The following is a 17,342-nucleotide window of genomic DNA, read 5'->3' as shown; positions in this document are numbered from 1 at the left end:
AGTGAAAAAGTACTAAAAGGAGGAACACATGTGATTAAAGAATGGCACGAGCAAGCAGAGGGAATGTTCCAACAAATGGTCGAATGGAGACGTCATTTACATAAAAATCCCGAGCTCTCCTTTCAAGAAGTTGAAACGCCAAAAATGATTGCCGGAATACTTGAAAGCTATGGTATTGAAGTTCAAACAGGTGTTGGAGGAAATGGAGTTGTCGGAAAAATATCTGGAGGAAAGCCGGGAAAAACGATTGCATTGCGCGCCGATTTTGATGCGCTCCCTATTCAAGACGAAAAAGAAGTGGAGTATAAGTCGGAAGTTCCGGGTGTGATGCATGCCTGCGGTCATGACGGACATACGGCAACCTTGCTTGCAGTAGCAAAAGTATTAAGCGAAAATAAGCACCTTCTTGCTGGTAATGTCGTGCTTATTCACCAGCATGCTGAAGAAGTATTCCCCGGTGGAGCCAAAAGCATGATCGACGACGGATGCTTGGATGGGGTGGATGTGGTCTTCGGCACTCACTTATCTTCACGAGCCCCGCTTGGAACGTTTTGTTATCGAAGTGGATATACAATGGCGTCAGCCGATTCCTTTGAAATAAAAATTATCGGGAAAGGCGGGCATGGTTCTTCGCCTCACGAAACAATTGACTCGATTGCTATCGGTGCTCAGCTGGTTAACCAGCTGCAGCATATCGTAAGCAGGCGGGTAGATCCACAAAAATCTGCTGTCGTTTCTGTCGGATCCTTCCATGCTGGCAATGCCAATAATGTAATTGCTGACTCTGCGGTTATTACGGGCACTGTCAGAACGTTTGATCAAGAGATTAGAGCCTTTGTTGAAGAAGAGCTTCGAAATATTGTCGACGGGGTGTGCAAGACGTTCCAGGCCGAATATGAGGTTATCTATAAAAATGGCTATCCTGCCGTTTACAATCATGAGGCGGAAGTCGAGGTGTTTAAAGAGGTGATTTCTTCTTCCGCAGGTGAAGAGACACTGGTAGAAACACCGCCGATTATGGGAGCAGAAGACTTTGCCTACTATTTGCTGAAAAAGCCGGGAATGTTTTATCACACAGGTGCCAGAAATGAAGATATCGGAGCGATCTATCCCCACCATCATCCGAAATTTGATTTTGATGAACGGGCGATGGTGCATGCTGCAAAATCTCTTTTGTCCCTTGTCTATCATTATTCTGCGGTCAAAACTGCCGAGTCGGTAGTCTAAGAAGCTGGCAAACAACCAATTGGAGGTGTGCAAGAGTGGCCCAACCATTTTTCAAAGTAGATAAATTAAAAACAGCATTTTCAACAGATAAAGGGGAAGTTGTATCGGTTGAAGAGGTTTCCTTTGCGCTTGAAAAGGGTGAAACACTTGGCATTGTTGGAGAATCAGGCTGCGGAAAGAGCGTTACCTCTTTGTCGATCATGCGTCTTTTGGGAAAGCATGGATATATAAAAGAAGGCTCAATTCAGTTAAATGGAATTGACATCCCCAAGCAGACAGAAGCGGATATGAGGCACATCCGCGGCAATGAAATCTCAATGATCTTCCAGGAGCCGATGACGTCGCTCAACCCTGTTTTCACGATTGGGAACCAGCTGATTGAATCGATCAGGCTTCATACGGACATGAACGCAAAAGCGGCGAGAGAATATGCGATTGAAATGCTGAAGAAAGTAAAAATTCCAAGGTCGGAGGAAATTATCGACCAGTATCCCCATGAGCTCTCAGGCGGTATGAGGCAAAGGGTCATGATCGCAATGGCCTTATCCTGTCAACCGAACCTTTTAATTGCCGACGAGCCTACAACTGCTTTGGATGTCACGATACAGGCGCAGATCCTGCAGCTAATGAAGGATTTACGGGAGGATTCCAAAACCGCCATCATTTTAATTACCCACGATCTAGGAGTCATTGCCGAAATGGCTGATAAAGTACTTGTTATGTATGCCGGTCAAGTGGTAGAGGAAGCGGATGTTTTCACATTATTTGATGATCCGAAGCATCCTTATACGAAAGGGCTGATGCAATCGATCCCACATCTGGAATCGGACAAGCATGAAAGGCTCTATTCGATACCTGGAACAGTTCCTACTCTTCAAAATATGCCGAAGGGATGCCGGTTTCATACGCGGTGCCCACTTGCAATGGAGAAATGCCTTGAGGAGAAGCCGCAGTTGGATTCCCTTGCCGGAAAAGAGGCGCATAAGGTCAGGTGCTGGTTGTATGAAGATCAGTTATACAGCGAGGCTGCTTTAGAATTGGAGGTGCGTGCATGAGTGTTTCGATGGCTGAGAAGAACATAATTGAAAAGCAAACGGACAAGCCGCTCATTGAAATTAAGCAGCTGAAAAAATACTATCCGATCAAAAAAGGGATTATATCGAGGACCGTTAGCCACGTCAAAGCAGTGGATGGATTGAATTTTGCTATTAATCCAGGTGAAACGTTGGCGCTGGTTGGCGAGTCCGGCTGCGGAAAATCGTCAACAGGTCGGACGATAGTTAAGCTGGAAGAGCCGACGGAAGGGCAAATCATTTTTCAAGGAAATGATTTATCGACACTTAAAGGAAATGACTTGCGAAAGGTACGCCTCAATCTGCAGATTATTTTTCAGGATCCTTATTCATCACTGAATCCGAGAAAAAGAGTGGGAGATTTGCTGGCTGAGCCGCTTTTGGCACACAAGCTGGCCGGCAAAGAGGAGGCAAACAAGAAAGTGGAGGAGATCCTTGAAATCGTCGGCCTTACGAAACTGCATAAAAATCGATATCCCCATGAGTTTTCAGGCGGGCAAAGGCAAAGAATCGGAATTGCCCGTGCGTTAATTCTGGAGCCTGATTTAATTGTGTGTGATGAACCAGTTTCCGCACTTGATGTTTCCATTCAAGCGCAAATCCTTAATTTGTTAAAGGATTTGCAGAAAAAATTCCGTTTAACCTATTTGTTTATTGCTCACGGATTAGGAGCAGTGAAATACATTAGTGATCGAATCGCCGTCATGTATCTTGGAAAAATTGTTGAAATCGGAAAAACGGAGGACATTTTTAAACATCCGAAGCATCCATATACGCAAGCGTTGTTAAACGCCTATCCAATCCCAAATCCACATTTGCGGGACCGGGAAAGAATTGTGCTTGAAGGAGATGTACCCAGTCCTGCGAATCCCCCGAAAGGATGCAGCTTTCACACAAGATGCCCAATCGCGAAGGACATTTGCCGACAGCAAACACCGAAGCTGCTTGGCAGCGATCAATCTGTTGCTTGCCATTTTCCGCTGCAAGGAGGTGTGAACTAATGTTCCAGTATATTGTGCGAAGGACGCTTATCGCAATCCCTGTTCTGCTAGGGGTAACGATCTTTAATTTTCTCATTGTAAACATGGCACCCGGCGATCCTGTCGAAATGTATATTAATCCTGATGCAACTGAGCAGGATATCCAAATCAAAAGGGAAGCCCTTGGCTTGAATGACCCTATTTATGTCCAATACTGGCACTGGCTGATCAATGTATTTAAAGGAGACTTTGGCAATTCCTTTACGACGTATGAACCGGTCATGGGTATGATTGCTGAAAGGATTGGCCCAACCCTTCTTCTGATGGGATTTTCTCTTGTTATTGCCTACTTAATTGCCATTCCGATCGGGATCATCAGTGCGACGAAGCAGTATTCATGGACAGATTATTTAACGACAACGTTCTCGTTTCTCGGTATCTCAATTCCGCATTTCTTTCTCGGTTTGGGAGCTATCTATGTTTTTGCATTAATTTTTCAGGTGCTGCCAACCGGAGGCATGAACACGTTAGGCGGCTCCGGCGGATTTATGGATACTTTTCTTCATATGCTGTTGCCGGGCCTTGTTCTGGGAACAGGCATCGCAGGAAGTATGGTCCGCTACGTCAGATCGAGCATGCTGGAGGTGCTGGGGCAGGATTATTTACGGACAGCCAGGGCCAAAGGAGTAAAAGAATTTGTTGTCACAAATAAACATGCGCTGAGAAACGCACTTATTCCAATTATTACAATTGTCGGTATGGACATCCCTTTATTGATCGGGGGAGCAGTTGTTACCGAACAAATCTTTCAATGGCCGGGGCTGGGCCAATTAACGATCCAATCCATTGGATCCCGGGACTATCCTACCCTGATGGCTGTCAATTTATTGGCTGCGTTCGCTGTATTATTCTCTAATTTACTGGCTGATGTTCTATATTCCGTAGCTGATCCGAGAATCAAATACAACTAACAGAAAGGAGTGCCTGCTGTGTCTTTGGCAAATCCAAAGGTCGATACAGAGATAAAATTGCCCGATGTGACGGAATCTTTAGGGAAAGAAGAAAGCAATCTGCGTGTCATTACGCGAAGGTTTTTTAAACATAAGCTGGCGGTTGTCGGACTTGTTATTTTTACATTGATTGTTCTTGTTGCTATATTTGCTCCGGTTCTGGCGCCACTTAGTCCCTATGCCGTACATGGGGAATTCGCAGCCTCTCCGTCAGCTGCCCATGTCTTGGGTACTGATCAAGTGGGAAGAGATTTATTAAGCAGGCTGATTTATGCTTCCAGAGTTTCTCTCTCAGTAGGGATTGGGGCTGTTGCGATTTATATCGTCATCGGAACTGTTCTTGGGGCAATTGCCGGCTACTTCGGCAAATGGGTGGACGCGGTAATTATGCGTTTAACAGATATTTTTATGTCATTTCCATACTTAATGGTCATTCTTGTATTGGTGAGTATCGTTGGCCCGAGCCTTTTTAACCTTATTGTCGTAATTGGGTTGCTTGGTTGGCCATCTGTCGCCCGCCTCGTCAGGGGGAGTGTACTGGCTGTGAAAGAAATGGATTATATTAAATCGGGTGTTGCTCTTGGCTACTCTGCACCTAAGATCGTGTTTCAGCACATTTTGCCGAACTGTCTGGCTCCGATACTGGTCAATGCGACGTTTGGAGTGGCGTCTGCTATTATTCTCGAAACATCATTAAGCTTTCTTGGTATGGGTGTGCAGCCGCCAACCGCAAGCTGGGGAAATATGCTGACGGAAGCACAGTCTCTCACAGTATTAGGAACTCAGCCCTGGCTTTGGATTCCGCCTGGTTTAATGATTGTACTATCCGTTCTATCGATTAATTTTATGGGCGACGGGCTGCGAGATGCCTTGGATCCAAAAAGCTTTAGATAATACATCAGTTTGTAATTACGGAGGGGAAAACCTATGAAGGCTTTAAAAAAAATTTATTGCAGCATCGCCATCTTATCTTTGATCGTGCTTGCAGCCTGCGGCGGCGGGGGAACGAACACCTCATCAAACAGTTCCGGAGGGCAAAGCATGTTTATCGGCATGGTCAATCCGCCTGTTACCTTTAATACGATTAATACAACAGATGTTGCCGGACAGTTTATCGAAAAATTTATGTTTGATACGTTTTTGGATATGGATGCGCCGCAAAGCTTTACGCCCAAGCTGGCGGAATCATTTGAAACAACCGATAATCAGAATTTCACAATTAAAATCCATCCAGATGCCAATTGGTCTGACGGGAAGCCAGTGACAGCAGATGATGCCATTTTTACTCTGAATCTTGTTGCGAATCCGAAAACAGAAACAAGCGTAGGTAACTACCTTACGATCATTGATGGATTAGACGCAAACGGAAAACTTGCTGAAGGGAAAACGGAAATCCCATCGGTGGTAAAAGTCGACGATAAGACGTTTACTTTTAAAACAAAAAATCCTGTCGATGAGAATTTAGTGAAAGAACAGCTCGGTTCAAAATTTATGATTTTGCCTAAACACGTGCTCGGTGATGTAAAACCGGAGGATCTATCGAAGGATCCATTTATGCAAAAACCGACGGTAACCAACGGCCCGTTTAAATTCACGCAGTATAAGAAAGATCAATATGTCGAATTTGAAGCAAATAAAGACTACTATAAAGGCGAGCCAAAGCTGAATAAAATGTTTGTGAAAATCATGCCTGCTGCAAATATAGTAGCGCAGCTGCAAACAGGTGAGCTTAGCATGAATGCTGCTGGCGGAATTGGAAAAATTGCCGCCCAAGATTTCGAAACGGTACAAAATCTCAGCAATGTTACGACCAAGTTCGATAAAACGTTTGGATACCAAACCATCATGTTTAATACCCAATCAGAAAATGTCGGCGATGCGAAAATCAGACAAGCGATTGCCTATGCAATTAATCGTCAGGCCATCGTGGACAAGCTGTTAAAAGGTCAAGGAGAAATTGTCGATGGACCGTACACATCCGTCAGCCCTTATCTAGATAAAGAATCTCAGAAGTACACGTATGATCCTGAAAAAGCAAAGCAGATGCTGCAAGACGCCGGCTGGGACTTTAATAAGCCGCTAAATATTATCGTACCTACAGGAAACAAAGTTCGAGAACAATCTGCCGATATTATCACCCAGGACTTGGAAGCGATCGGGTTAAAAGTGAAAACAACGACCTACGATTTCCCAACACTGCTGGCTACTGCGAAAAAAGGAGCCTATGATATCATGTTCATCGGCTTTACGAATACACTTGATCCAGATATTTCTACTATTTATAAAACCGGCGGTTCATCGAACTATCCAAAATACAGCAGTAAACAGACTGATGAATTACTAGAAGCAGGCAAAGCCGAGCCTGACGTAGAAAAACGAAAAAAAATCTATTCAGAGCTGCAAAAATTATGGAATGAGGACCTGCCTGTATTCACACTATACTCTGACAATGACTTTGCAGCAGTAAGCAAAAAAGTAGAAGAGGGAGAACCGAAAGTATTCGGCTTTCATAAAGATCTTCAAAATTGGTCGCTGACTGGAGCAAATTAAAACGAGCACCGGAAGTAATTTTCCGGTGCTTTTTGGATTTCAAGCCAAGCGTGCGATTATCAGGCAAGATCGCTCGTAAATAAGGTGGAATAGCGCATAACAGAGGAAAGATCGCGCATAACGAGGGAAAATCGCACATAAATGAGGGGAAATCGCGCATAACCGAGGGAAGACCGCGCATAACGAGGAAAGATCGCGCATAACCGAGGGAAGATCGCGCATAAACAAGATAGAATCGCGCATAAATGAGGGGAGATCATGCGAAATCCCAAACGATCTAGTATTTCTTATACAAGATCACAAAAAAATCCCGAAATCACAAATAACGGGACAAGATTGCCAAAAAAATCTCAAAATCGCAAATAAACAGGACAAGATCGCAAATAACACCTAAAAATCGCAAAAATCAGGTTCAAGATCACATTCAAGATCGCACAAACCTATTAAATCACGAGTACACAGAAAAGTTTGCACAAGCCCCCGTTGAAAATCTAAAATATATCAAAAAATACAAGCATACTGCTCATTTCGCCCTAGCCACCGAAAAGCCTCTTACCATTCCTGAAGAAAATTCAAAAGAACTGGTTTACAGCAATCAAACTTTTAAATTTTTCTTTTTTAACAAAGGCTCACAAACTCCTTTTACACCGGCCAGAGCTAACACAGCCAGTAATATCGTCTGCGGCCCGACATAAGCATCCGTTGGGTCAAAATATTCCTCCAGGGTATGGGCTCCTCCGGAATCTCCTCCGCCTCCCAGGGTAACTGCGGGAATACCGAGGTTGATCGGAACGTTGCTGTCTGTGCTGCTTGGCTGATCCAATTCCGGCTGATATCCCAAGCTTTCTGCAGAGGCAAGTGAGGCTTGGACGATCAAGCTGTCTTCGGGCTGGGTTCCGGCCGGTCGGTCGCCGACTAGCTTGCATTGAACAGAAATAGCATCTTGCGTCCAATGGGCGTTTTCTTCGTCCGCTGCTTGCTGGATATAACCTAAAATAACTTGTTCCAGCTTTGCTAATTCTTCTTGGGCAACGGATCTAATGTCTACTAGCATCGAGGCGTTTTGAGCAATCGTGTTGACTGAGGTTCCCCCATTTATGACCCCGACATTAAATGTCGTTTTCGGTTCCTTTGGCAGCTGAATAGAAGAAATATGATGAATCGCCCGCCCTAACGCATGAATGGCGCTTGCCGTTCCAAAGCTGCCGAAGCTGTGTCCGCCGGGTCCTGTAAACGTCACTTCGTATCTTCGGCTGCCGACACCTTGATAAACAACTCTGTCCGGAGTACCTGGCTCAATCGAAATAAAGCCGTCGATGTCGTTGCGATTTTGAAACAGAGCTTTTACACCATACAAATCACCAAGCCCTTCCTCGCCAACGGTAGCCCCGATCAGCAGGTCGCCCTCTGTTTCTATTTCCACATTCTGAAGCGCCCTGGTCAAGGTTAAAACAGCAGCCAGCCCCCTGCCGTCATCACTGATACCCGGCGCATATACCTTTCCGTCTTTTACAGCAGCTTTCACATCTGTCTCCGCAGGGAAAACGGTATCAAGGTGAGCGCAAATTACCAGTTTTGGACCATTTCCGGTTCCTGAGCGGAGGCCGAAGACATTCCCCGCCTCATCAGTTTCAATTTGTTGCAGCCCTAACTCTTTAAGCTTTTCGGCATACCTTTGGCCGCGGGCATCCTCGTAAAAAGTGGGGGCGGATATCTCGGTCAGTTCAATTTGATCAGTAGTCGTCCGATCGTTGTCTGCTTTCAGAAATTCCAAGCCTTTTTTCACTTTCAAATCATTCGAAAGATCTTCGAATACCGCTCGAATGTGGTTAGAAATAAATACCATAGTTAACTCTCCTTATCTGTAACAGTGCTTCTATTAAGTATATATTTTTTTCGACTTAACTGAAAGTTCTGATAAAATTATTTATGATAAACGGTAGAGGAAGTGTACAGATTCATGAGAGACAGAGGGTCTGCTGTTTTAATAGAAAACAACCAAGTCGCTTTAATCAAGCGAAAAAGAGAAGATTCAACTTATTATGTCTTTCCGGGAGGCGGAATCGAAAACGGAGAAACAGCTGAACGTAAAAATTACTGTGAAAGGCCTTCTGGCAAAAGTGAAGTTTATGGTATGCAATATTTTTTTCTCGCTGAAATCATTGGAGGTGATTTTGGCACTGGGCAGGGAAAGGAATTTTCCAATAAGAAAAGAGGCACTTATGAGCCGATGTGGATCGATATTCATTCTCTTTCTTCCATAGATATAAGGCCGCGGGAAGTTTCCGCGAGAATTCAAAGCTTGTTTGCATAAGGCAGGTTGAACTTTTTCCCGTGAATGATTATACTAGTCAAGTCATAGAGCAAACATGAAAAGGGAGTGCCGCAATGAATCGGGAGACACCCGTCAGCATTCATGTTCAATCGGTCGTAAACGAAGGAAAAGATACGGAGACGATTGAATTTCAGACGACAGGTCAATATTATTTAAAAAATAATAAAATTTATCTCGTTTATCATGAGGAACACGATTTAGGAAAAGTGAAAACAACGGTGAAAGCACACTCAGGTGAAGTGCTCATTATGAGGACCGGCGCGATCCGGATGAAGCAGCGGTTTTTGCCGGATGTTCATACGAGGACACTCTATAAAATGCCGTTTGGAGAGCTTGAACTGGGCGTGGAAACTAAAGAAATCGAAATTGGCTCCGGTACTATTCGACTTGTTTATGACATGCTTGTTGATCACGATCAGAGACATTTACATACATTGACTATCGCTTATAAGGAGGAGCAGGGATGAGTATTGTTGAAAAAATAAAAAATCAGCTGAAAGAAGAAATAAAAGCCGCTGTACTTAATGCAGGCTTGGCAGACGAAGCAGAAATCCCGGAGGTTGTTCTTGAAACACCGAAGGATAAAAGCCACGGCGACTACTCAACTAATATGGCGATGCAGCTTGCGCGTATTGCGAAAAAAGCGCCGCGGCAAATCGCTGATGAAGTCGTGTCTTCATTTGACAAGGAAAAAGCATCGATTGAAAAAATTGAAATTGCAGGACCGGGCTTTATTAATTTTCACATGAATAATCATTATTTAACAGAATTAATTCCTGCAGTGCTGGAGGCTGGCGAAGCTTACGGGGAATCAAACGTAGGCAAAGGCGAAAAGGTTCAGGTAGAGTTCGTCTCTGCCAATCCAACGGGAGATCTTCATTTAGGCCATGCGAGAGGTGCAGCAGTCGGAGATTCTCTTTGCAATACTCTTAAAAAAGCAGGCTATGACGTCAGCAGGGAATATTATATTAATGACGCAGGAAACCAAATCAACAATTTGGCGTTATCAGTCGATGCCCGTTACTTTCAGGCGCTGGGTCTTGAGAAAGACATGCCGGAGGACGGATACCACGGGGAAGATATTATCGAAATCGGAAAAAAAATAGCCGACGAATACGGTGACCGGTTTATTCATGAGGAAGAGATTGGGCGTTTGTCCTTCTTCCGCGAATATGGCTTGAAATACGAAATGGATAAACTGAAATCCGATCTCGAAGAATTTCGTGTGCCGTTCGATGTTTGGTATTCAGAAACCTCTTTATATGAAAATAAAAAAATCGACCAAGCACTAGAAATCTTAAAGGAAAAGGGCTTTATTTACGACGAGGATGGAGCTACGTGGTTTCGGTCAACTGACTTCGGTGATGACAAGAACCGGGTGCTCATTAAAAACGATGGCACCTACACGTATCTTTTGCCGGACATCGCCTACCATAAGGATAAATTAGACCGGGGATTTACCAAGCTAATCAATGTGTGGGGAGCTGACCACCACGGATATATTCCGAGGATGAACGCGGCAATCGAAGCAATGGGCTATCCGAAAGAGACGCTTGAAGTCGAAATCATCCAGCTCGTCCACCTCTATAAAAACGGAGAAAAAATGAAAATGAGCAAAAGAACCGGAAAAGCGGTTACGATGCGTGATTTAATCGAAGAGGTAGGCCTTGACGCTGTCCGGTACTTCTTCGCTATGCGGAGCGCTGATACACATATGGATTTTGATTTGGACCTTGCCGTGTCAAAATCCAACGAAAACCCTGTATACTATGCGCAATACGCTCATGCCAGAATTTGCAGCATGATAAGGCAGGGTGAAAGCCTCGGGATTCAAACAGAAGGCACTTTAGATCTGAAGGAAATTCATTCAGAAAAAGAATACGATCTGTTAAAGACGATTGGAAGCTTTCCTGAAATCGTGGCAGATGCTGCTGAAAAAAGAATTCCTCATCGCGTAACAAACTATATTTATGAGCTGGCGTCAGTACTGCACAGCTTCTATAACGCAGAAAAAGTGCTCGATCCTGAAAATGAAGAAAAGAGCCGGGCCCGTCTTGCCCTAATGAAGGCGACGCGTATTACATTGAAAAATGCATTGGAGCTGATCGGTGTATCAGCGCCGGAAAAAATGTACTCTTAATAAAAAATCTCCTTGCTGTTACAAGCAGCAAGGAGATTTTCTTGTAGAAGATGGAAACTGCCCATGCACCCTGCTAAACTAAAAGAAAGCGAAAGGAGGAACATAGGTGCAGAGAATAGAACGCGATCTTGGCAACGGTTTTCTGATCTCAACAGATAAACAAAAGCTGAATATTGAATTGATTCATACATTTTTAAGTGAGGAATCTTATTGGGCAAAAGATATTAAGAGAGAAGCTGTAGTGAAACTCATCTTGAATTCACCGTTATGCTACGGGATTTATGAAGCGTCAACAGGGAATCAAGCAGGGTTTGCCAGAGTTGTCACTGATTTTGTCAAATTCAGCTGGCTGGCGGATGTGTTTGTTCTGCCCGAATACCGGGGACACTCACTGGGGAAAAAACTGATTCAAAAGATTGTCAGCCATCCAGAGCTTGAAGGATGCCGCTTTATGCTGGCAACGAAGGATGCGCACGGTCTTTACGAAAAATATGGTTTTTCTTCTTTAGAGAATTCTGAAGATTTCCTAATGAGGCCCATGGATATGAAGATTGTCGAAAAGGCACTGTAAACAAGAAAAAGGCTGAGTTACAAGTCTCAGCCTTTTAATAGGGCGTTATTACTCCAAAGTTTCTCAAATCGATTAACGATATGTTTAGCTTCTTTTCCTTCAATCACGATGACGTACTCTGAATCCGGATTTATCATTCTGTACGTTTCGAAATCTATTATATCTTTTATTTTCCCCATTGACTTTTTTGAGTAAATATAGATTTGATGGCTTACGTTTTGACAGGAGTGATAAAGTTCTATCATATTTCTTAGGGTCATTTTCTTCGCTGTAATTTTAAAAGATTTAATGTTTGACATATGTAGCCCCTCTCTCCTTATATATTTATTCCCCTATACCCTTATTTTCAAGCGGATAAACATTAACGTGCAAGAAAAGTCATTGACTGAATGACCATTCATTAATTATGATAAAGCTAAGCGTTAAAAACCTTGATCCGCAAAAAAGGGGGATGGGGCTATGAATGTTTGGAACTGGGTCAATGCAATTGCGTTCCTTATTGTAACCGCTTACTCAATTTATTTGTTCGTCTACGTCATTCGAACAAGGATTGCATACATTCAACTTGGCAAAAAGGAAGCATTTGACCAGCATTTTAAGGAACGGATGAAAAATATTTGGATTCAAGTTTTTGGCCAGAAAAAACTTTTGAAGGATAAAAAAAGCGGGCTGATCCATGTCGTATTTTTTTACGGTTTTATTCTCGTTCAATTTGGGGCTATCGATTTTATTGTAAAAGGCCTTATTCCGGGTAGTACTCTTCCTCTGGGAAGCTTATATCCAGGTTTCACTTTTTTTCAAGAGGTGGTAGCGTTTTTAATTCTCGCTGCTGTTGCCTGGGCGTTTCACAGAAGATATGTAGAGAAGCTTGTCCGCTTGAAAAGAGGTCTTAAACCTGGACTCGTACTTTTATTTATTGCCGGTTTAATGTTTACGGTTTTGCTTGGCAACGGGATGAATGCCATTTGGCATGGACACGGATTGACATGGAATGAACCGATTGCTTCTCTTTTTGCGCTTGCATTTGGAGCTGCAGGAATCGGGAAAACGGGGGCAGCCATCATTTTTTATCTGTCTTGGTGGGGGCATTTGCTTATTTTGCTCACTTTTCTTGTCTATGTACCCCAATCAAAGCATGCCCATTTAATCGCAGGACCCGTCAATGTTTTTATACAGCGCCTTTCAAATCCGGGAAAGCTTGAGAAAATTGATTTTGAGGATGAAACCAGCGAAAGCTTTGGCGTCGGAAAAATAGAGGATTTTCGCCAATCTCAGTTGATTGACCTTTATGCTTGTGTGGAATGCGGGAGATGCACAAATATGTGTCCTGCGACTGGTACAGGAAAAATGCTGTCACCGATGGATCTGATTTTGAAATTGCGGGATCATTTAACGAATACGGGGGCGGCCGTGACTTCCCAGCTTCCTTGGGTTCCTGCATATGCATTTAAGCATACTAAAGGAAATCAGCTTGCTATGGCAGGAGGAAGCAGCGGAACTCAAGAAGCAGCAGCGGCGGGAGATGACCATCCAAGCCTCATTGGCGGCGTCATAAAGGAAGAGGAAATCTGGGCATGCACGACATGCAGAAACTGCGAGGATCAATGTCCTGTGATGAATGAGCATGTAGATAAAATCATTGACTTGCGCCGCTACCTCGTTCTAACAGAAGGAAAAATGGATGCAGATGCCCAAAGGGCGATGACAAGTATCGAGAGGCAAGGAAATCCGTGGGGGCTAAACAGAAAAGAACGAGAACGATGGCGTGAGGCGAGTGAGGTTTACATTCCAACAGTCAAAGAACTGAGAAAAGATGAAAAATCATTTGACTATTTATTTTGGGTCGGCTCGATGGGTTCTTATGATAATCGAAGCCAAAAAATCGCATTGTCATTTACCCGGCTGATCCATGAGGCAGGTGTCTCGTTTGCTATCTTAGGCAATAAAGAAAAGAACTCAGGAGATACTCCCCGCCGCCTCGGCAATGAGTTTCTGTTCCAAGAACTTGCCGAAAAAAACATCCAGGAATTTGCGGAAAATGATATACAAAAAATCGTAACGATTGATCCCCATGCCTACAATCTATTTAAAAACGAATATCCCGACTTTGGTTTTAAGGGAGAGGTCTATCACCACACCGATCTTCTCGCCCAGCTATTAAAAGAAAAAAGGCTGAAGCCGGAATTTCAGGTAGAAGAAAGGGTCACCTTCCATGATTCATGCTACCTCGGCCGGTATAATAACGTTTATGATCCGCCTAGAGCGATACTCGCATCGATCCCTGGAATTGAGCTGGTCGAAATGGAAAGACACCGTGAAAACGGAATGTGCTGCGGAGCCGGTGGCGGCCTCATGTGGATGGAAGAGGAATCGGGAACTAGAATGAACGTCGCAAGAACCGAGCAAGCGTTAAAAACGAACCCATCTGTCATCAGCACGGGATGCCCGTACTGCCTTACGATGATGGGAGACGGTACGAAAGCCAAAGAAGCAGAAAGCCAAGTCGGAACCTATGACGTTGCCGAGCTACTGGAACGGTCTGTCTTTGGCTCTACGGGTTGAAGACTATGATAATAGGGGTCAAAGATCGCTGGATCGCTTATAAAAACAGAGAAGGTCTTTCGAAAACATTGACTTTAGATTGCGGTGAAAGTTGTCACTCCAGCCTTTGGAAGTGCGGTGGTCTATTCTGTGGGAAAATCACCCCGTGAATACGTGGTGATTTTTTAGCGAAAAAAAGAAAGAAAATTAACATGAATAATGGTGGCATAAACTGTATGGATTTGTTTATAATGAGTGGTATGGTTTATTGTAGGTACAAGAGCGCGAATTCAAGGTTCGCCTTATCAACAATAGTAAAAAGATAGATACATACATGTAATAGAAAGGGAGTGTCTGAATTGAGTTTAAATCAATACTCACAGGAGCAGCTTAAGGAAATGTCTTTAGTGGAAGTTGCTTTTGAAATTTTCTCAGACCAAAAAAAAGCAATTCCGTTTAAGGATTTGCTTAATGAGATTGCTTCTTTAACAGGCGTTAGAGAGGAAGAATTAGCTGACCGAGTAGCTCAGTTCTATACAGACTTAAATATCGATGGAAGATTTTTAGCCTTGTCTGACAACACGTGGGGACTTAGAAGCTGGTATCCTTATGATCAGCTTGATGAGGAAACTCAGCCTACAGTGAAAGCTAAAAAGAAGAAAGCCAAAAAAGTCATTGAAGAAGATTTGGACCTCGACGAATTTGAGGAAGTTGATGAGGATGACATTGATTTAGACGATGTCCCTGTTGATGCCGTAGATGACGACGATGATGACGACGATTTTGATGAAGATGAAGATTTAGATGATGATCTTCTTGAAGATGAAGACTTCGACGAAGACGATGAAGATTTTCTCGAAGACGATGAAGAAGACGGAGATGACGACGAAGATTTAGACGGAAAATAACAGTCTTGACTTTCAAAGTCGAACTAGGTAGTATGTATTTTGGGCACTTCAAAAAAGAAGACGAACTGAACGTATAATATGCTCCCTTTCAAAAAAATGAAAGGGAGCTTTCTATTTTTCTAAGGTTAAGGGAACACTCCCTTTAAAAACCAGTATCGTTTTTACATTATAATCGTGGGGTTATGAAGCCGCCGCGAATCCAAAGTTTCACTTTGATGACAAGGAAGGAGCACTATTTAATGACAAAATATATTTTCGTAACTGGCGGTGTTGTTTCCTCGCTGGGAAAAGGGATTACAGCTGCCTCACTTGGAAGGCTGCTAAAAAACAGAGGGCTGAATGTTACCATCCAAAAATTTGACCCTTATATCAATGTGGACCCGGGCACAATGAGTCCATATCAACACGGAGAGGTTTTTGTTACAGATGATGGTGCTGAGACCGATCTTGACTTAGGTCATTATGAGCGATTTATTGATATTAACTTAAATAAATTCAGCAATGTAACGACTGGGAAAATTTATTCTACCGTATTGAAAAAAGAACGAAGGGGAGATTACCTTGGCGGCACAGTGCAGGTAATCCCTCATATTACCAATGAAATTAAAGAACGTGTTTACCGTTCAGGCAAAGAAACGAATGCGGATGTAGTTATTACAGAAATTGGCGGTACTGTAGGGGATATTGAATCTCTTCCATTCCTTGAAGCGATTCGCCAAATGAAAAGCGATATCGGACGAGAGAATGTCATGTATATCCACTGTACATTAGTTCCATATATTAAAGCAGCGGGCGAAATGAAAACTAAGCCGACACAGCACAGTGTAAAGGAATTAAGAAGCCTCGGCATTCAGCCGAATGTCATAGTTGTAAGAACAGAAATGGCAATTTCACAGGAAATGAAAGACAAAATCGCGCTATTCTGTGACATTGATCCAAAAGCTGTCATTGAATTAGAGGATGCTGAAACTCTTTATTCCATCCCGCTTGATCTTCAAAAGCAAGGTCTCGACATGTTGGTTTGCGAACAAATGAATTTAAATTGCAATGCGGCTGATATGACAGAATGGAAGCAGCTTGTGGAAAAAGTAAGCAATCTTTCGAAGACAGTTTCCATCGCACTGGTTGGAAAATATGTTGAATTGCAGGATGCATATATTTCAGTAGTGGAGTCTCTTCGTCATGCAGGCTATGTGTTTGATTCCGATGTTGAAATCAAATGGGTCAATGCTGAGAAATTAACAGCAGAGAATGTCGGGGAGCACCTTCAAGGAGCGGACGGTATTCTTGTACCAGGAGGATTTGGTGACCGCGGAATTGAAGGGAAAATCCACGCGGTGAAATTTGCACGTGAACGAAAAGTGCCTTTCTTTGGAATCTGTCTCGGTATGCAGGTTGCGTCTATTGAATACGCAAGAAATGTGTTGAATCTGGAAGGGGCACATTCAGCTGAAATTGATCCGCTGACTCCGTATCCAGTGATAGACCTTCTTCCTGAACAAAAGGATATTGAAGATTTAGGCGGCACTCTTCGCCTCGGAATTTATCCTTGTAAGCTGAAAGAAGGAACAAAAGCATTCGAAGCGTATCAAGACGAAGTGATTTATGAACGCCACCGCCATCGCTATGAATTCAACAATGAATTCAGACAAACCATGGAAGATAACGGGTTTATTTTCTCAGGTACTAGTCCAGATGGACGCCTTGTCGAAATCATCGAGCTTGAAGACCACCCTTGGTTCGTCGCATCCCAGTTCCATCCGGAATTCACATCAAGACCGACAAGGGCACAAGCCTTGTTTAGAGATTTCATAGCGGCATCAATTAAAGCGTCAGAAGAACAATAATAAAAAAAGTGACTCGGGCAAATGCCGTGAGTCACTTTTTTTTCTGTCTTACAAACCATGGAGTTCACCAGATCGATTCGCATGGGAATGGATAATTGCATAGATTTAAAATAAATTAAGAAAATTTAACCGTTCATTAAAATGATGAACCGAAATCGTA

General features: G+C 43.3%; 15 protein-coding genes. 13 read left to right on the top strand and 2 right to left on the bottom strand.

All coding sequences use genetic code 11. The annotated features are described in order from the left end of the window. Positions 1-30: 30 nt before the first annotated feature. Genes AM592_RS15200 through AM592_RS15175 form a run of 6 tightly spaced genes read left to right on the top strand, consistent with a single transcriptional unit; the run spans position 31 to position 6,840 of the window. Entirely contained in the window at positions 31-1,227 is a 1,197-nt protein-coding gene (locus tag AM592_RS15200; RefSeq protein ID WP_053604585.1) for a M20 family metallopeptidase, read from the top strand. Between the two features lie 35 nt (positions 1,228-1,262). After that, positions 1,263-2,282: an ABC transporter ATP-binding protein gene (locus AM592_RS15195; protein WP_053604584.1), complete on the top strand. Its 1,020-nt coding sequence runs from the start codon at positions 1,263-1,265 to the stop codon at positions 2,280-2,282. Next, a complete protein-coding gene (locus AM592_RS15190) occupies positions 2,279-3,301 on the top strand; it encodes an ABC transporter ATP-binding protein (RefSeq protein WP_098945250.1) in 1,023 nt (340 codons plus the stop codon). Before AM592_RS15195 ends, AM592_RS15190 begins: the two co-directional genes overlap by 4 nt. Beyond that, complete coding sequence (locus AM592_RS15185) at positions 3,301-4,251, top strand: ABC transporter permease (protein ID WP_053604583.1); 951 nt, start codon at positions 3,301-3,303, stop codon at positions 4,249-4,251. The genes AM592_RS15190 and AM592_RS15185 overlap by 1 nt, the downstream gene beginning before the upstream one ends. A gap of 24 nt (positions 4,252-4,275) precedes the next feature. Beyond that, positions 4,276-5,184: an oligopeptide ABC transporter permease gene (gene opp4C, locus AM592_RS15180; protein ID WP_376773388.1), complete on the top strand. Its 909-nt coding sequence runs from the start codon at positions 4,276-4,278 to the stop codon at positions 5,182-5,184. A gap of 33 nt (positions 5,185-5,217) precedes the next feature. Next, complete coding sequence (locus AM592_RS15175; RefSeq protein ID WP_053604581.1) at positions 5,218-6,840, top strand: ABC transporter substrate-binding protein; 1,623 nt, start codon at positions 5,218-5,220, stop codon at positions 6,838-6,840. A gap of 595 nt (positions 6,841-7,435) precedes the next feature. Here AM592_RS15175 and AM592_RS15170 read toward each other — a convergent pair. Then, on the bottom strand, positions 7,436-8,686 hold the full coding sequence (locus tag AM592_RS15170) for a M20/M25/M40 family metallo-hydrolase (protein ID WP_053604580.1): 1,251 nt from the start codon (positions 8,684-8,686) through the stop codon (positions 7,436-7,438). Positions 8,687-8,800: 114 nt separating this feature from the next. Here AM592_RS15170 and AM592_RS15165 point away from each other — a divergent pair, with 114 nt between their 5' ends. From AM592_RS15165 to AM592_RS15150, 4 genes are all read left to right on the top strand, one after another. Further along, positions 8,801-9,154 (top strand): NUDIX hydrolase, encoded by a 354-nt coding sequence (locus AM592_RS15165; RefSeq protein WP_053604579.1) that lies wholly within the window; start codon positions 8,801-8,803, stop codon positions 9,152-9,154. 74 nt (positions 9,155-9,228) lie between these two features. Then, the gene (locus AM592_RS15160; RefSeq protein ID WP_053604578.1) at positions 9,229-9,642 is read left to right on the top strand and encodes a YwiB family protein; all 414 of its coding nucleotides are present in this window, start codon (positions 9,229-9,231) and stop codon (positions 9,640-9,642) included. Beyond that, positions 9,639-11,315 carry an arginine--tRNA ligase gene (gene argS / locus AM592_RS15155; RefSeq protein WP_053604577.1) on the top strand — a complete coding sequence of 559 codons (1,677 nt, stop codon included), beginning with the start codon at positions 9,639-9,641 and terminating at the stop codon, positions 11,313-11,315. Before AM592_RS15160 ends, argS begins: the two co-directional genes overlap by 4 nt. Before the next feature lie 106 nt (positions 11,316-11,421). Then, positions 11,422-11,886, top strand: coding sequence for a GNAT family N-acetyltransferase (locus AM592_RS15150; protein ID WP_225970240.1), 465 nt, complete (start codon positions 11,422-11,424; stop codon positions 11,884-11,886). A 26-nt stretch (positions 11,887-11,912) separates the two neighbouring features. Here the strand turns inward: AM592_RS15150 and AM592_RS15145 are convergent, their stop codons facing one another. Then, on the bottom strand, positions 11,913-12,185 hold the full coding sequence (locus tag AM592_RS15145) for a hypothetical protein (RefSeq protein WP_053604576.1): 273 nt from the start codon (positions 12,183-12,185) through the stop codon (positions 11,913-11,915). Between the two features lie 160 nt (positions 12,186-12,345). On the opposite strand from AM592_RS15145, the gene AM592_RS15140 reads away from it, so the two are divergent. From AM592_RS15140 to AM592_RS15130, 3 genes are all read left to right on the top strand, one after another. Next, on the top strand, positions 12,346-14,448 hold the full coding sequence (locus tag AM592_RS15140) for a heterodisulfide reductase-related iron-sulfur binding cluster (protein ID WP_053604575.1): 2,103 nt from the start codon (positions 12,346-12,348) through the stop codon (positions 14,446-14,448). 338 nt (positions 14,449-14,786) lie between these two features. Further along, positions 14,787-15,335, top strand: coding sequence for a DNA-directed RNA polymerase subunit delta (rpoE, locus tag AM592_RS15135; protein WP_053604574.1), 549 nt, complete (start codon positions 14,787-14,789; stop codon positions 15,333-15,335). A gap of 239 nt (positions 15,336-15,574) precedes the next feature. After that, entirely contained in the window at positions 15,575-17,182 is a 1,608-nt protein-coding gene (locus AM592_RS15130) for a CTP synthase (RefSeq protein WP_053604573.1), read from the top strand. Positions 17,183-17,342: the final 160 nt, after the last annotated feature.

This window comes from Bacillus gobiensis (assembly GCF_001278705.1).
GTDB classification, from domain to species: Bacteria; Bacillota; Bacilli; order Bacillales; family Bacillaceae; genus Bacillus; species Bacillus gobiensis.
Note: the sequence above shows the minus strand (reverse complement) of the source record. Positions and strands in the feature narration are given on the sequence as shown.

What these genes read in the sequence shown, in the direction of transcription:
- AM592_RS15190 (WP_098945250.1), top strand. Translation starts at nt 2,279, where the DNA reads ATGAGTGTTTCGATGGCTGAGAAGAACATAATTGAAAAGCAAACGGAC.
- AM592_RS15185 (WP_053604583.1), top strand. Translation starts at nt 3,301, where the DNA reads ATGTTCCAGTATATTGTGCGAAGGACGCTTATCGCAATCCCTGTTCTG.
- AM592_RS15175 (WP_053604581.1), top strand. Translation starts at nt 5,218, where the DNA reads ATGAAGGCTTTAAAAAAAATTTATTGCAGCATCGCCATCTTATCTTTG.
- AM592_RS15170 (WP_053604580.1), bottom strand. Translation starts at nt 8,686, where the DNA reads ATGGTATTTATTTCTAACCACATTCGAGCGGTATTCGAAGATCTTTCG.
- AM592_RS15165 (WP_053604579.1), top strand. Translation starts at nt 8,801, where the DNA reads ATGAGAGACAGAGGGTCTGCTGTTTTAATAGAAAACAACCAAGTCGCT.
- AM592_RS15160 (WP_053604578.1), top strand. Translation starts at nt 9,229, where the DNA reads ATGAATCGGGAGACACCCGTCAGCATTCATGTTCAATCGGTCGTAAAC.
- argS (WP_053604577.1), top strand. Translation starts at nt 9,639, where the DNA reads ATGAGTATTGTTGAAAAAATAAAAAATCAGCTGAAAGAAGAAATAAAA.
- AM592_RS15145 (WP_053604576.1), bottom strand. Translation starts at nt 12,185, where the DNA reads ATGTCAAACATTAAATCTTTTAAAATTACAGCGAAGAAAATGACCCTA.
- AM592_RS15140 (WP_053604575.1), top strand. Translation starts at nt 12,346, where the DNA reads ATGAATGTTTGGAACTGGGTCAATGCAATTGCGTTCCTTATTGTAACC.
- AM592_RS15130 (WP_053604573.1), top strand. Translation starts at nt 15,575, where the DNA reads ATGACAAAATATATTTTCGTAACTGGCGGTGTTGTTTCCTCGCTGGGA.